Source organism: Pseudarthrobacter sp. J47 (assembly GCF_049810315.1).
GTDB lineage: Bacteria > Actinomycetota > Actinomycetes > Actinomycetales > Micrococcaceae > Arthrobacter.
Map to the genome: position 1 here is coordinate 95745 of NZ_CP187358.1, position 14637 is coordinate 110381.

14 protein-coding genes are annotated in these 14637 nt (G+C 64.1%); 9 read left to right on the plus strand and 5 right to left on the minus strand.

What is annotated here, in order from left to right; genetic code table 11:
- Positions 1-17: 17 nt before the first annotated feature.
- The 3 genes from ACPJW8_RS00480 to ACPJW8_RS00490 all read right to left on the minus strand — a co-directional run bounded on the left by ACPJW8_RS00480 (position 18) and on the right by ACPJW8_RS00490 (position 2803).
- The gene (locus ACPJW8_RS00480; RefSeq protein ID WP_330188990.1) at positions 18-1733 is read right to left on the minus strand and encodes a PQQ-dependent dehydrogenase, methanol/ethanol family; all 1716 of its coding nucleotides are present in this window, start codon (positions 1731-1733) and stop codon (positions 18-20) included.
- On the minus strand, positions 1705-2229 hold the full coding sequence (locus ACPJW8_RS00485) for an MSMEG_3727 family PQQ-associated protein (RefSeq protein WP_425256383.1): 525 nt from the start codon (positions 2227-2229) through the stop codon (positions 1705-1707). The genes ACPJW8_RS00480 and ACPJW8_RS00485 overlap by 29 nt, the downstream gene beginning before the upstream one ends.
- A gap of 436 nt (positions 2230-2665) precedes the next feature.
- Positions 2666-2803, minus strand: a complete 138-nt coding sequence (locus ACPJW8_RS00490) for a heme-binding protein (protein ID WP_330189679.1) — start codon at positions 2801-2803, stop codon at positions 2666-2668.
- A 184-nt stretch (positions 2804-2987) separates the two neighbouring features.
- Here ACPJW8_RS00490 and hxlB point away from each other — a divergent pair, with 184 nt between their 5' ends.
- The 3 genes from hxlB to ACPJW8_RS00505 all read left to right on the plus strand — a co-directional run bounded on the left by hxlB (position 2988) and on the right by ACPJW8_RS00505 (position 4984).
- The gene (gene hxlB / locus ACPJW8_RS00495) at positions 2988-3587 is read left to right on the plus strand and encodes a 6-phospho-3-hexuloisomerase (RefSeq protein ID WP_330189680.1); all 600 of its coding nucleotides are present in this window, start codon (positions 2988-2990) and stop codon (positions 3585-3587) included.
- 87 nt (positions 3588-3674) lie between these two features.
- The gene (gene hxlA, locus ACPJW8_RS00500) at positions 3675-4298 is read left to right on the plus strand and encodes a 3-hexulose-6-phosphate synthase (protein ID WP_330189666.1); all 624 of its coding nucleotides are present in this window, start codon (positions 3675-3677) and stop codon (positions 4296-4298) included.
- A gap of 470 nt (positions 4299-4768) precedes the next feature.
- Positions 4769-4984 (plus strand): hypothetical protein, encoded by a 216-nt coding sequence (locus tag ACPJW8_RS00505; RefSeq protein ID WP_330189667.1) that lies wholly within the window; start codon positions 4769-4771, stop codon positions 4982-4984.
- Positions 4985-5133: 149 nt separating this feature from the next.
- Here the strand turns inward: ACPJW8_RS00505 and ACPJW8_RS00510 are convergent, their stop codons facing one another.
- A complete protein-coding gene (locus ACPJW8_RS00510; protein WP_330189668.1) occupies positions 5134-6441 on the minus strand; it encodes a helix-turn-helix transcriptional regulator in 1308 nt (435 codons plus the stop codon).
- Between the two features lie 160 nt (positions 6442-6601).
- Here ACPJW8_RS00510 and tkt point away from each other — a divergent pair, with 160 nt between their 5' ends.
- The 6 genes from tkt (at position 6602) to ACPJW8_RS00540 (ending at position 13450) form a co-directional block, all read left to right on the plus strand.
- Positions 6602-8749: a transketolase gene (gene tkt, locus ACPJW8_RS00515; protein ID WP_425256384.1), complete on the plus strand. Its 2148-nt coding sequence runs from the start codon at positions 6602-6604 to the stop codon at positions 8747-8749.
- A 36-nt stretch (positions 8750-8785) separates the two neighbouring features.
- Positions 8786-9907, plus strand: a complete 1122-nt coding sequence (gene tal, locus ACPJW8_RS00520) for a transaldolase (protein WP_330189669.1) — start codon at positions 8786-8788, stop codon at positions 9905-9907.
- 175 nt (positions 9908-10082) lie between these two features.
- A complete protein-coding gene (gene rpe / locus ACPJW8_RS00525) occupies positions 10083-10787 on the plus strand; it encodes a ribulose-phosphate 3-epimerase (protein ID WP_330189670.1) in 705 nt (234 codons plus the stop codon).
- 10 nt (positions 10788-10797) lie between these two features.
- Positions 10798-11271 carry a ribose-5-phosphate isomerase gene (locus ACPJW8_RS00530; RefSeq protein WP_330189671.1) on the plus strand — a complete coding sequence of 158 codons (474 nt, stop codon included), beginning with the start codon at positions 10798-10800 and terminating at the stop codon, positions 11269-11271.
- A gap of 164 nt (positions 11272-11435) precedes the next feature.
- Entirely contained in the window at positions 11436-12455 is a 1020-nt protein-coding gene (fbaA, locus tag ACPJW8_RS00535) for a class II fructose-bisphosphate aldolase (RefSeq protein ID WP_330193718.1), read from the plus strand.
- 2 nt (positions 12456-12457) lie between these two features.
- Positions 12458-13450 (plus strand): HAD-IIA family hydrolase, encoded by a 993-nt coding sequence (locus ACPJW8_RS00540; RefSeq protein ID WP_330189678.1) that lies wholly within the window; start codon positions 12458-12460, stop codon positions 13448-13450.
- Between the two features lie 84 nt (positions 13451-13534).
- Here the strand turns inward: ACPJW8_RS00540 and ACPJW8_RS00545 are convergent, their stop codons facing one another.
- Positions 13535-14560, minus strand: coding sequence for an ATP-dependent 6-phosphofructokinase (locus ACPJW8_RS00545; protein ID WP_330189677.1), 1026 nt, complete (start codon positions 14558-14560; stop codon positions 13535-13537).
- Positions 14561-14637: the final 77 nt, after the last annotated feature.

A 14637-nucleotide genomic window follows, 5' to 3' on the forward strand; every position in this document is an offset into this window, starting at 1 on the left:
GTTTTGTGGGTGGTTGTTTAGCCGGGGAGGGCGAAGGCGATCAGCGCGGAGCCGTGGCCTGCTGCGCTCATTCCGGGGACGATGCCTTCGAGCCATCCGCCCCAGCCGACGGGGACGACGACGTACTGCTTGCCGTCGACGCTGTAGGTTGAGCAGCTGCTGTGGTGGCCGCTGCCGCACTGGAATTCCCAGAGCTTTTCACCGGTGCGGGCGTCCAGTGCGACGAACTCACCGGTCGGGGTGCCGGCGAAGACCAGGTCTCCGGCGGTGGCGAGCACGGACGCTGCCATCGGGTAATCGATGCGGTAGCGCCATTTTTCCTCGCCGTAGCTGTCGAACGCGCTGACCGAACCGGCCATGTCGTCGATATCGACCTGGACGGCTGCGCCCCAGTAGGGCATGCCTTCCTTGAACTCGCGGCGCCGCCGGGTGGCGGTAGCTCCGACGTCGGCGACGGGGACGTAGAACAGCTCGGTCTTCTGGCTGTATGCGGCGTGCGTCCATTCCTTCGCGCCGGCCGGGCCGGGGAAGAAGTGTACGGGCTCGCCTTCCTTGTCCGGGTACTTCCGGGGGGTGACCTTCCCGTCGCGGGTAATGACGCCCCAGTCGATCCGGTCCACGAACGGGGTCACGTGCTGCAGTTCACCGTTGGTGCGGTCCAGGACGAAGAAGTAGCCGTTCTTGTCGAAGTGGGCCAGCAGCTTCTTGCCGTCGCGCTCGAACAGGGTCATCTCCATGGTGGAGTCGTAGTCCCAAAGATCGTGCGGGGTGAACTGGTAGTGCCACTTGATCTCGCCCGAATCAACGTCCAGGGCCACCACACTGTCGGTGTAGAGGTTGTCTCCCTGGCGGACCTCGCCGTCGAAGTCAGGTGCCGGGTTGCCGGTACCTGCGTAGTACAGGTTGGTATCCGGGTCGTAGGTTCCGGTCACCCAGTGGTTCGCGCCACCGCGTGCCCAGGCCTCGCCGTCAGCGGGCCAGGTCTCCGAGCCAGGCTCCCCGGGCTTGGGCACGGTGTACGTGCGCCAGCGGTGATCGCCGGTCTCCAGGTCCCAGCAGTCGATGTGGCCACGCACGCCGAACTCGCCGCCTGCGCTGCCCGTGATGAGGGTGTCCTTGATGACCAGGGGAGCCAGCGAAGCACTCTCACCCGCCCGCACGTCACCGATCGTCTTCTGCCACACCTTTTGACCGTTGGTTGCGTCCAACGCCAGGAGCTGGGCGTTCGGAGTAACGAAGTACACCTTCCCGTTGGCCACCGCGCAGCCGCGGTTGACGTTGCTGCAGCACAGCGAAACATCGAAGGGCACCGCATGCTTGTAGCGCCAAAGCTCCTTGCCCGTGGCCGCGTCAACAGCCCAGAACCAGCCGTCCCAACCGGTGACGTACATGACGCCATCGACGATCAAAGGGCAGGCCTCAAAGGCGTAGGTGGACCCGCCTGCGATTTGACCGGCCTGGCCGGCCTGGAAGATCCAGGCAGGGCTGAGCTTGCTCACGTTCTCAGTGTTGATCTGGTCCAGCAGGCTGTAACGCTGCCCGTCATAGGCGCCGTAATAAGTAATCCAGTTATGCGACTCCGAACGCGCCTCCAGGATGCGCTCGTAGTTCACGTCGTCCGTGACCGCAGGCGCGGTACCGGACAAATCGCTCAATGCGAAATGGTTGATCGCCTCGCCGGCATCAATATAGTCAACTGCGGGTTCAGGGGAAGACAGTGCAGGGATTGTCATTGTTCAATTCCTTTCTATGGGCGGGGCTGGGTGGGGGTCGATCCAGGCGGGCCTCCGGAGGCACCTCACCCTTCACCACGATGGCGGCAGTCAGGCCACGGCCCTCGTCGTTGCCGGCCGGCGAGCTGTACCAGTAATAACCAGGCCCATCCAACGTGATCGTCGCCCGGCCCTTGGAATGATTCAGCAACCCCAAAAACTTCGGCCCGCCATTATTAGGCAACAAGCACGCATGGGTGTTCTTGTCATCATTAATAACCGTCAACTCCAGCTCCCCACCATGGGGCAGAACCAGAATCGCCGGATCCCAGCAACACTCGTCTTCCTTGATCCTGATCGTCGCTTCCATCGTGCCGTCAGCACGCTCAGTCGCCTCAGCAATCGAACCGGTCCCCAAAACCCGACCCATCGTCGCCTTGTTCTGTCCGTCCAAGCCGAACTTCGCCAGAAGATCAGACCGCTCCTCGGCACTCAAAACTTCATCCGTAATCGTCACTGGACATCACCTCCTCGTGAAATCACACACACTTGGGCTACGCAAAAAACCGCGTAACAGCTCGCTCATCCGAGCCAGTTGAGAGATAACCGTATGCCCACCCCAACCCCACCACCAGAGACAACCGCACGACCCCCACACCACACCGCTCACCCGCCCCAAACCACCGCTCAACACGAGACCCACATCACACACCCACCCCGCAACCCACCCAGATAACCCACACAACCTACGTCACATGCACAAAACCCCATCAATAAGGACGAGCCCGAGGGGAGTGCCGGGTAGTCGGCGGGTACCTTGGATGTGTCGCAGGGACAATGAAGCCCGGTTCTTGGCCGGAAACGAGAAGGCGCTGCCCGGGCATGGATGCCCTGGCAGCGCCTTAATGTAGGACTCCCGCCTGACCGTGTGCGACGGTTCTCGCGGATTGAGGTCAGCTGATGACGCTGGCGGCTGCTTCTGCAACCTCCTGGTCCTGCCCGCCAGTACCTCCGCTGACACCGACTGCGCCGGCGACGTTTCCGTCGCGGGTCAGCGGAATGCCACCGGCGAAGGCAACGCCTGATACCACGTGTCGTTGCGCTCCCCGGGGGTCAAAATACCCACGGCTCCAACACCTGACCAATCACAAAGTGTAGTCAGAACCGTCAGAAAAAAGTGTTACCCCCACCCGCCAGCTTCGGAATCATGGATGTCAACCGGAGTGCATCCGTTCGGCCACTCCAGGCCGATGATCGAATCGAAGGGGACAAATTGTGAATCCGACAGCAACCGCGACGACCGCGGTGTCCAGCACCACAAAGGATATTGAGCGTAACCTGTCACTCGTCAGGGATGAGATCGAGGCCACCACGGCCAAAATCGACGAACAGCAGATTGCCGCCGTGACAAGCCACATCAACGCCGCGGGCCGCATCTTCGTTGCGGGGGCGGGGCGGAGCGGCCTGGTCCTTCGCATGGCGGCCATGAGGCTCATGCACCTGGGCCTGAATGTCCATGTTGCAGGCGACACCACAACGCCCGCTATCAGCTCCGGCGACCTCCTCCTGGTGGCCTCCGGATCGGGAACCACCTCCGGTGTGGTCAAATCGGCAGAGACAGCAGCCAAGGCCGGCGCGCGTATTGCCGCTTTCACCACCAACCCGGAGTCCCCGCTCGCAGGCCTTGCCGATGCAGTGGTGGTCATTCCCGCCGCCCAGAAGACCGACCACGGTTCCAGCGTTTCACGCCAGTACGCCGGGTCCCTCTTCGAACAGGTGCTCTTCGTGGCTACCGAGGCTCTCTTCCAGTCGCTCTGGGACAACGACGCCCAGCCGGCAGAGCAGCTCTGGCTGCGTCACGCAAACCTCGAGTAAACGTGAACCCGGGATAACCGGGGCCCAGTTCCAAACCTAAGTTTTTCCATACCCAAATTGCAGTTCCCTACAGAAAGAAGCATCATCATGAAGCTCCAAGTTGCCATCGACCTCCTGACCACCGAAGCGGCCCTGGATCTGGCCGGCAAGGTTGCCGAATACGTTGACATCATCGAACTTGGCACCCCGCTGATCAAGGCCGAAGGCCTCTCCGTGATCACCGCCGTCAAGAACGCCCACCCGGACAAGATTGTCTTCGCTGACCTGAAGACCATGGATGCCGGCGAGCTTGAAGCCGATATCGCCTTCAAGGCCGGCGCTGACCTGGTCACCGTGCTCGGTGCCGCAGATGACTCCACCATTGCCGGTGCCGTCACCGCAGCCAAGGCCCACAACAAGGGCGTCGTGGTGGACCTGATCGGCATCGAGGACAAGGTAACCCGCGCCAAGGAAGTCCGTGCGCTGGGTGCCAAGTTCGTCGAGATGCACGCTGGCCTGGACGAGCAGGCCAAGCCCGGTTTCGACCTGAACGGTCTGCTCCGCGCCGGCGCCGAAGCCCGCGTCCCGTTCTCCGTGGCAGGCGGCGTCAAGCTCGCCACCATCGGTGATGTCCAGCAGGCCGGCGCGGACGTCGCCGTCGCCGGCGGCGCCATCTACGGTGCTGAGGACCCGGCGCTGGCCGCGAAGGAACTCCGCGCTGCCATCGTCTAATCATCCAGTTGACAGTGGCGTGTGTACTTTCACGTCGTGAAATGCCACTACCGGACTGCGGCCCCCTGAAACTTCAGGGGGCCGCTGCTCCCGTACTGCCCAGGGAGATGTCTCTGAGTGCAGTACGGGTTCGACTTAAGGACTAAGACATCATTCAACCGACACAGGGATGGACCGGGAAGAGCCGCCGGTTACCCGACCAGAAGCCGGTCCGCGACTGGGATTGCCTGCAACGCGGGAACTGCGTCGAAGTCTGGTCCAACGGTTCGTTCCTCTACCCGGCTTATGTTGATGACCGCTCCGACGACGGACGGCTCATATGGGTCGTGGAGAGCGGAACGGGAAGCCGTCGTCTGTTTGTTCGCGGTGACTCTGTCACCCTGTATTGGATCTAAGACTGAGCCAAGCCCCCCTATGGCGCGGGGCTGGCGACCCGGGGGACCCTAACCCATCGGAAGGAAGCGTTCAACATGCCAAGCCAGACCATCAAGCCGGTGGAGGTCATCGTCAGCGAGCCGGGCCGGCTCCACGAGTTGCTCGACCACGCTGAAGCCGAGCTCCGCCAGATTGCCCTGCCCCATAAGTGTGCCGGCATCCTGGTCACCCGCCACGATCCCCACCGATACACGCTCACGCTCAGCGACACCATCCCTTTCGGGGAGACCCGCGAGCAGATACTCTCCTAACGGCGGGTCGATGACCGCGCTGCCTGCCGAGTCAGCTGTGTTGGACACCTGCGTAAGGCGCCCTCCAAAAAGTCGGGGGCGCCTTACGTGCAGTTATAGACCAAACCTTTTCACGCGCGTAATGCCCGGTGCCACCGGTTCCGCTACCGTCAGCGGAGCCCGTGGCTGTGGGCCAGGGCGATGGCTTCGGTGCGGGAACCGACGTCGAGCTTCCGGAACAGATTCCGGACGTGGAACTTGACCGTGTTCTCGCTGATGCCCATTTCTGAGGCGATGGTGCGGTTGCGATGTCCGGCGACCAGGTGCTGGAGCACTTCAAGCTCCCGGGCCGCGAGGTTCCATCCGGCGGTATCTCCGGCCGGCCGTGCCGGCAGGTCCAGAGGGAGCGAGACGAAGATGTCCGCGCCCCAGCCAGGCATAACGTCCATCCGGAGGTGTCCGGTCAGCGCCTGCACCCGGCGGTCCAGGCGGCTGATGCTCGGTGCGTCGGCATTGAGGGCGCCGCGGCCGTCGTCGCGCACGTTGATCAGGAGGTTCTCACCGTCGCAGTCCCACTGGGTCCGGATCCGGCTGACGTCGGGCTGTTCCATCATGGTCAGCACAAGTCCGCGGACGATTGCGCGTGCCGCATGCGCAACTTCGCCGGGGAGGGCCCTTCCATTCAAGGGCGGCTCGATGAACTCGGCCTCAATGCCGCTGTAACCCGTAAGAGGACGCAGGTCCTCCCGGAGCCGCTCGAAGGCCTTGGCCACCGGCTCCTCCACCAGCTCCGTGGTTCGGTCGGTGAGGGTGCGGAGCCCGACCAGGGCCCTTGCGGTGAGGTCCGTGACTGTGGTGCGGGCTGTTGTGTCGTTCATCGAGGATGAGCGCAGGGCAGCCAGCAGGGTCTCCAGCGTCGTGGAGTGCAGGTCAGTCAGCTCGGCCGTCACGCGCAATCTTTCAGCCGAGGCCGCCCGCGATTCTGCCAGGTACGACGGCGGTGCATCCGCCACCTTTTCCTTGATCCGACGGGCTGTGATGCCCCACAGGTACGTCACCAGCTCCAGCCCCGGATTGTCCTCTGCATCTGAGGGGGTTGGGTCCGTGAGAACGAGGAGGGCCTGGCTGGGGCTGTGCTTCAGGGCGAGTGCGGCCCGTGGCCGGCCAGCAAGCACGGCTTCACCGGACCACGCCACGTCATCGGAAACACCATTGCGGAGGTCGTCGAGCTCGGCGATGGAGACCTTGGAAATGATGTCTTCCTGCCCTGCTTTCTTCTGCGGGCGGCCGGTGCAGTCTTCGGTGAAGATGACCAGCGCGCTGCTTCGCAGGTAAGGAAGTGTGGCCTCACGCAGCCGTTCGGCTATCTCGGCCAACGGTGCATCAGCCAGCGCCGCCACGGAGTGCAACAGCGGCCATGGCAGGTCTGCAACGGGAAGGCTGGATTCCTTCAGGGACGGACTGGGAGATGCGCTCATTCGGTCAGCTTACAGCGGACTGGATCATCTGCCCAGTCCTAAAGGGTAGTCAAAACCGTCAGAAAACAGTGTTACCCCTACCCATTAGGTTCGGAATCATGGGTAGCAACCAAGAGGCCGGCTGTTATACGCCGACGACCGTAATCAAAGGAGATACATCGTGAATCCGACTGCAACCGCGACGCGCATTGCTGAGTCAGCCGCGCTGGAATGGACGGCCGAGGACCGGCGCGCGGTAGACACCGCCCGTGTATTGGCCGCAGACGCTGTGGAGAAGGTTGGCAACGGCCACCCCGGAACGGCGATGAGTCTGGCTCCGGCCGCGTACCTTCTCTTCCAGAAGCTGATGCGCCACGACCCCCGCGATGCTGACTGGATCGGCCGCGACCGGTTCATCCTGTCGCCGGGCCACTCCTCACTGACGCTGTACATCCAGCTGTTCCTCTCCGGCTACGGCCTGGAACTGAAGGACCTCCAGGCCCTGCGGACCTGGGATTCACTGACCCCCGGCCACCCCGAGTACAAGCACACCGCCGGCGTGGAAATCACCACCGGCCCGCTGGGCCAGGGCCTGGCCTCCTCCGTAGGGTTCGCCTACTCCCAGCGCCGCCAGCGCGGACTGTTCGACGCCGATGCTCCCGCCGGCGAGAGCCCGTTCGACCACACCATCTGGGTCATCGCTTCCGATGGCGACATCCAGGAAGGCGTCACGTCCGAGGCTTCGTCCCTTGCAGGCCACCAGGAACTGGGCAACCTCGTTGTTATCTACGATGAGAACCACATCTCCATCGAGGACGACACCGACATCTCCTTCACCGAAGACGTCCTGAAGCGCTATGAGGCCTACGGCTGGCACACCCAGCGCGTGGACTGGACCAAGACCGGCGAATACGTCGAAGACGTCCAGGAGCTCTACTCAGCACTGCTGACCGCCAAGGCCGAGACCTCCAAGCCGTCCATCATCTCGCTGCGCACCATCATCGGCTACCCGGCACCCAAGAAGCAGAACACCGGCAAGATCCACGGCTCTGCCCTGGGTGCTGAGGAAGTCGCCGGCCTGAAGGAAGTACTGGGCTTCGACCCCGAGAAATCCTTCGAGGTGGACCAGGAAGTCCTGGCCCACGCCCGCTCCGTGGTGGACCGCGGTGCCGCTGCCCGCAAGGAATGGGAAGAGTCCTTCAACGCCTGGCAGGCTGCCAACCCCGAGGGCGCAGCCCTGCTGGCCCGTGTTGAAGCCCAGCAACTGCCCGAGGGCCTGGACGCTGCCCTGCCCGTCTTCGAAGCAGGCAAGGACGTCTCCACCCGCGCCGCTTCGGGCAAGGTCCTGAGCGCCATTGGCCCGCTGATGCCGGAACTCTGGGGCGGTTCAGCTGACCTCGCCGAGTCCAACAACACCACGATCGAGGGCTCGCCGTCGTTCATCCCCGCGTCCCGCTCCACGGAAGCGTGGAAGGGAAACCCCTACGGTCGGGTGCTGCACTTCGGTATCCGTGAGCACGCCGCCGCGTCGATCGTGAACGGCATCAGCCTGCACGGCAAGACCCGCGCCTTCTCCGGCACGTTCCTGATCTTCAGCGATTACCAGAAGCCCGCCATCCGGCTCGGCGCCCTGATGGGTGTCCCGTCCATCTATGTGTGGTCGCACGACTCCATCGGTCTCGGCGAAGACGGCCCCACCCACCAGCCGGTGGAGCAGCTCGCCACCCTGCGGGCGATCCCGGGCCTGGACGTTGTCCGCCCCGCCGACGCCAACGAGGTTGGCATCGCGTGGAAGACCATTCTGGAGAACCACGAGAACCCTGCCGGCATCGTCCTGACCCGCCAGAACGTGCCCACCTTCGCCCGTGGTGAAGGCCTTGCCGACGGCGATACTTTCGCCTCTACCGCGGGCGTCGCCAAGGGCGGATACGTCCTCGCTGAAGCCTCCAAGGACGGCGCCACCGTCCCCGCGGACGTCATCCTGATCGCCACCGGTTCCGAGGTCCAGCTGGCCATCCAGGCCCGCGAAACCCTGCAGGCCGAAGGCATCGCAGCCCGCGTTGTCTCCATGCCGTGCGTTGAGTGGTTCAACAAGCAGGACGCCGCCTACCGCGAGGCTGTGCTGCCTGCCGCAGTCACCGCCCGCGTCTCCGTCGAAGCCGGACTTGCCCTCGGTTGGAAGGAATTCGTCGGCGACGCCGGCCGTTCCATCAGCCTGGAACACTTCGGAGCTTCGGCAGACTACAAGCGGCTGTTCCAGGAGTTTGGCATCACGGCAGAAGCCGTGACCGCTGCGGCCAAGGAATCCCTCGCCGCTGCCGCCAACTAAGCCCACAGACATCCCTTTCAAAGGAAGAACCAAGCCATGACCAATGCAACACCCACCGCCCAGCTTTCCGAAGCAGGGTTGTCCATCTGGCTGGACGACCTCTCCCGCGAGCGTCTCGCCAGCGGCAGCCTGCAGAAGCTCATCGACCAGAAGAACGTGGTTGGTGTGACCACCAACCCGTCCATTTTCCAGGCCGCTATCACTTCGGGCACGGACTATGCCGCCAAGATCGCCGAGCTCGCCGCGAAGGGCGCCGGCGTCGAGGAGACGATCTTTGAAATCACGACGGCGGACGTCGCCGATGCGTGCGACCTGTTCGCACCCATCGCCGCCGCCACCAACGGCGTAGACGGCCGCGTGTCCATCGAGGTGGACCCCCGCCTGGCGTGGAACACCGCGGGCACCATCGCCGAAGCGAAGACCCTCTTCAAGAAGGTCGACAAGGACAACGTCCTGATCAAGATCCCGGCCACGCTCGAAGGCCTCGAAGCGATCACCGCCGTCCTGGCCGAGGGGATCAGCGTCAACGTGACCTTGATCTTCTCCCTGGAGCGCTACCGTGCCGTCATCAACGCCTACCAGGCAGGCCTGAAGCAGGCCAAGGAAAATGGGCACGATCTCTCGAAGATCCACTCCGTGGCCTCGTTCTTCGTCTCCCGCGTGGACACCGAAATCGACAAGCGCCTTGACGCCATCGGCACCGACGAAGCCAAGGCACTCAAGGGCAAGGCCGGCGTCGCAAACGCACGCCTGGCGTACCAGGTCTACGAAGAACTCTTTGCCACCGAGCGCTGGGCTGTCCTGGCCGAAGCCGGTGCCCGCCCGCAGCGTCCGCTGTGGGCCTCCACCGGCGTGAAGGACCCGGCCTACCCGGACACCCTCTACGTCACCGAGCTCGTTGCCCCCGACGTGGTCAACACCATGCCGGAGAAAACCCTGGACGCGACGTTTGACCACGGCGTCGTCACCGGCGACACCATCAGGGGCACCTACACGGAAGCCAGCCGTGTACTCAGCGACCTCGAGGACCTCGGCATCTCCTACGACGATGTTGTAGCCCTGCTCGAATCCGAAGGCCTGGACAAGTTTGTTGCCAGTTGGAAGGAACTGCTGGCCGACGTCGAAGGCGCCCTCAGCGGCGCACGCAAGGCCTCCTGACCAGCACCTCACTCGCGGAACTATTCCGCCGTCCCGGTGCGTGGAGACCCTTCCGGGTCTCCACGCACTGCCGCCTGAATCACTATTGCCGCCCCGGCCCGGGCGCCGTCAGGCCCCCAACCTTGGCCGAGAGTCCGGAGCCGCAGGCTCTGACCGCTACCGAAAGGCAGACACCGTGTCCGCACCCCTGAACTGTTGTATCAATCCCAGCATCCTCTCGGCCGACTTCGTCAACCTTGAAGCCGAACTGGCCCGCATCAGCAACGCAGATGCTGTCCACGTGGATGTTATGGACAACCACTTCGTGCCCAACCTGACCATCGGCCTTCCGGTGGTGGAACGGCTGCAAAAGGTCAGCCCCGTCCCGCTGGATGCGCACCTGATGATCGCCAACGCCGACCGGTGGGCGCCGATGTTCGCCGATGCCGGGCTGGACTCGGTCACCTTCCATGTCGAGGCGTCCGACGCTCCCATCAAGCTCGCCCGCGAACTGCGGGCCCGCGGTTCCAAGGCAGGCATGGCGCTGCGTCCGGCCACACCGGTGGAACCCTACCTGGACATGCTCTCCGAGCTGGACATGCTGTTGATCATGACGGTGGAGCCGGGCTTTGGCGGCCAGGCGTTCCTGGATGTCATGCTGCCCAAGATCCGCCGTGCCCGCGCCGCCGTCGAAGGTTCCGGGGTGAACGTTGCCATCCAGGTGGACGGCGGCATCACGGAAGAAACCATTGTCCGCGCTGCCGAAGCCGGGGCGAACGTCTTCGTCGCCGGATCGGCCGTCTACGGCCAGCCCTCCCCGGCCGACGCCGTCGAGTCCCTGCGGAAGAACGGGCAGCTCGCGTTCGCCCGCGCCGCCAGCACTACGTCCCGGGAAGCCTGAAGGAGAACCCATGCGCGTTCACATCGCAACTGACCACGCCGGTATGGAGCTCAGCTCCCACCTCATCACGGCACTTTCCGCCAGCGGCTACGAAATGATCGACCACGGTCCGAAGGCCTATGATGCGGAAGACGATTACCCGTCCTTCTGCATCAAGGCTGCCACCGCCGTCGTCGCTGATCAGTCCGCTGGCGTGGATGCCCTTGGTATTGTGCTCGGCGGCTCGGGCAACGGCGAACAAATCGCCGCGAACAAGGTCAAAGGCGTCCGGGCAGCCCTCGCCTGGAACCTGGATACCGCCAAACTGGCCCGCCAGCACAACAACGCCAACGTCGTTGCCGTCGGCGGGCGCCAGCACACAGTCGAGGAAGCCACGGAACTGATTAAGGCTTTTCTCGCCGAACCGTTCACCCACGCCGAACGCCACGAACGGCGCATCGGCAAAATCAGCACCTACGAAATCACCGGCCAGGTTATGGAGTAATCCCGCGGCCGTTGCCGGGGCCAGGCTGGCCCATTGGGGCAAGCCCCCGCCCGATTGCGTGTGTGCCGCAGATACGCCGGCACACACGCAATCCCTGTTCCCGGGCAGTTCCCGGATACCCGAGCGGGTCCCCGGGACCCGGCATTTCACCAAAGGAAGTCAGCATGCCCATTGCAACCCCAGAGATTTACTCCGAAATGATCGATCGTGCGAAGGCGGGCGGCTTCGCATACCCGGCCGTGAACGTGACGTCCTCCCAGACACTGAACGCCACCCTGCGCGGTTTCGCTGAGGCCGGGTCTGACGGCATCATCCAGGTCTCCACCGGCGGTGCCGCGTACTGGTCCGGCGCTTCCACGAAGGACATGGTTGCCGGTTCGCTGGGCTTCGCTGCCTTCGCCCGCGAGGTGGCCAAGAACTACGGCGTCAACATCGCGCTGCACACGGACCACTGCCCCAAGGACAAGCTGGACGGCTTCGTCCTGCCGCTGCTGGCTGCTTCCGAGGCCGAGGTCAAGGCCGGCCGGAACCCGCTGTTCAACTCGCACATGTGGGACGGTTCCGCCGAGACCCTGCAGGAAAACCTCCGGATCGCCCGCGAGCTGCTGGCCCGTACTGCTGCGGCGAAGATCATCCTCGAAGTTGAAATCGGCACCGTTGGTGGCGAGGAAGACGGCGTGGAGAACGAAATCAACGACAAGCTCTACACCACCGTTGAGGACGCCCTGGCCACCGTTGACGCCCTGGGCGCCGGCGAGAACGGCCGCTACATCACCGCGCTGACCTTCGGCAACGTGCACGGCGTGTACAAGCCCGGTGGCGTGAAGCTGCGCCCGGAGATCCTCAAGGACATCCAGGCCCAGGTGGGCGCGAAGATCGGCAAGGACAGCCCGTTTGACCTCGTCTTCCACGGCGGTTCCGGCTCCTCGGACCAGGAAATCGCTGACGCCGTTTCCTACGGCACCATCAAGATGAACATCGACACCGACACCCAGTACGCCTACACGCGTCCCGTGGCGGACCACATGTTCAAGAACTACGACGGCGTCCTGAAGGTTGACGGCGAGGTCGGCAACAAGAAGACCTACGATCCCCGCGTCTGGGGCGCAGCAGCCGAAGCCGGACTGGCCGCACGCGTAGTCGAAGCCACCAAGCAGCTCGGCTCCGCCGGAAAGACCTTCTAGGAATGTCCGGCCTGCGGCTCATTGACGGTTTTGACGGAGTGCTCGCGGACCTCGACGGGGTGGTCTATACCGGACCGCGGGCGATCGAAGGCGCCGTCGACGCACTATACCGACTCGCCGGAGAGAGTAAGAGCCTGGCCTACGTGACGAACAACGCGTCGCGTTCATCGGAGGAGGTTGCCACCCATCTCCGGGAACTGGGAGCACCTGCCACCGCTGAACAGGTCTTCGGATCCGCCCTGGCCGGTGCAGAGCTGCTGGCTGGCGAGGTCGCCCCAGGCTCGACAGTCCTCGTGGTGGGCAGTGAGGTCCTCGCAGAATCCGTCAGGTCGCAAGGACTCGTCGTGGTCTCCCCGTCTGAGCAGCGGCCGGATGCTGTCATTCAGGGATTTTCCCCCGCTCTTGGCTGGAAGGATCTGGCCGAGGCAGCCTTTGCGATCACGGCGGGCGCCACGTGGGTGGCGACGAATCTGGACATGACCCTGCCGCAGGAGCGCGGCTTTGCTCCGGGCAACGGATCACTGGTGGCCGCGGTTGCCGCTGCCACCGGCAAATCACCACTGGTGGCAGGAAAACCGGAGGCAGCCCTCTTCGAGACTGCGGCTCGCCACTCTTCCGTCAATCGCGCCCTGGTTGTGGGCGATCGATTGGACACCGACATCCTGGGTGGAAACCGGGCAGGCATGGACACGGTCCTCGTCCTTACGGGCGTGGACTCGGTGCAGACGGCCCTGGCTGCGCGCGTGGACGAGCGTCCGAACTACCTGATCCGTTCCCTGGGCGAACTCTACGAGGTGTACCCCGCGGTCACGGCCGACGGCGGGCTCTACTCCTGCGGCGACGCGGTGGCCCGGGTATCGGGACTGACGGTGAACATCAGCGGCCGTGAAGAGGACCTCAACAGCTGGCGCGCCGCCTGTGCCGCCTGGTGGGCAACCTACCCGGACACAACACCGGACGTGGCCCCGAAGATCGTCTTCACAACACCTGGATAAAAGATCAAGCGCCTCAAATACCTTGAGGCGCTTGATCTTTTTATTTTGAGGGACGCTCGATCCTGGCCGCGTTGGCCAGGGGTCTCAGCCGAACAGGACCGCAGCCTCCTCGTAGCGCTTCTGTGGAACAACCTTCAGCTGGCCCAAGGCCTCCTGGAAGCCCACGCGTTCGATGTCCGTCCCCTTCAGCGCCACCATGGTGCCCCAGTAGCCTTCCTCCACGGAATCGATCGCCGCCATGCCCAGCCGGGTGGCCAGGACACGGTCGAAGGCTGACGGAACACCGCCGCGCTGGATGTGGCCAAGGATGGTGGCCCGGGTCTCGATGCCGGTGCGGGCCTCCAGCTCGGGAGCCAGCTGGTCTGCAATCCCGCCCAGCCGGGCCCGGCCAAAGGTGTCCAATCCCCGCTCAGAGTGCGGGGAGTCCATGTGCTCCGGAACAAACCCTTCGGCCACCACCACCAGGGGCGCGCGGCCGCGGGCGTGGGCTTCCTTCACCCACTGGGTGATCTGGTCGATGCTGACCTTCTGCTCCGGAATGAGGATGGCGTGGGCACCGGCAGCCATCCCTGCGTGCAGCGCAATCCAGCCCACGTGGCGGCCCATCACCTCGGCGATAACACACCGGTGGTGTGATTCACCGGTAGTGCGCAGCCGGTCGATTGCCTCCGTAGCGATCTGGACGGCGGTGTCGAAGCCGAAGGTGTAATCGGTGGCGTCGAGGTCGTTGTCCACGGTTTTCGGGACACCCACGATCTTCAACCCGGCGTCGGTCAGGCGCTTGGCGGCGGCCAGTGTCCCCTCACCGCCAATGGCGATGATCGCGTCGATGCCCAGGCGTTCCATGTGCGCCTTGATGACCTCGGGACCACCACCGTTTTCGAAGGGGTTGGTGCGTGAGGTTCCAAGAATGGTGCCGCCCTGCTTGGCGATGCCCCGGACCAGGGTCCGGGGGATATCGATGATGTCGCCCTCCACCACTCCGCGCCAGCCATCCAGGAAGCCCACGAACTCATGGCCGTGGGTGGCGATGCCCTTTAGTACCGCCCCGCGAAGGACCGCGTTCAATCCGGGGCAGTCGCCACCGCTGGTGAGGAGTCCGATTTTCATGTTGGCTCAAATCCTTGCTGAGGGTCTAGGGCAGGCTCTTGTCTGCGGGTTTCGTCCCTGCTGGGTTGTAGGTGTGG

Bases quoted from the DNA above. Each gene is read 5' to 3' on its own strand.
- ACPJW8_RS00480 (WP_330188990.1), bottom strand. From the start codon at position 1,733: ATGACAATCCCTGCACTGTCTTCCCCTGAACCCGCAGTTGACTATATT.
- hxlA (WP_330189666.1), top strand. From the start codon at position 3,675: ATGAAGCTCCAAGTTGCCATCGACCTCCTGACCACCGAAGCGGCCCTG.
- ACPJW8_RS00505 (WP_330189667.1), top strand. From the start codon at position 4,769: ATGCCAAGCCAGACCATCAAGCCGGTGGAGGTCATCGTCAGCGAGCCG.
- ACPJW8_RS00510 (WP_330189668.1), bottom strand. From the start codon at position 6,441: ATGAGCGCATCTCCCAGTCCGTCCCTGAAGGAATCCAGCCTTCCCGTT.
- tal (WP_330189669.1), top strand. From the start codon at position 8,786: ATGACCAATGCAACACCCACCGCCCAGCTTTCCGAAGCAGGGTTGTCC.
- ACPJW8_RS00530 (WP_330189671.1), top strand. From the start codon at position 10,798: ATGCGCGTTCACATCGCAACTGACCACGCCGGTATGGAGCTCAGCTCC.
- fbaA (WP_330193718.1), top strand. From the start codon at position 11,436: ATGCCCATTGCAACCCCAGAGATTTACTCCGAAATGATCGATCGTGCG.
- ACPJW8_RS00540 (WP_330189678.1), top strand. From the start codon at position 12,458: ATGTCCGGCCTGCGGCTCATTGACGGTTTTGACGGAGTGCTCGCGGAC.
- ACPJW8_RS00545 (WP_330189677.1), bottom strand. From the start codon at position 14,560: ATGAAAATCGGACTCCTCACCAGCGGTGGCGACTGCCCCGGATTGAAC.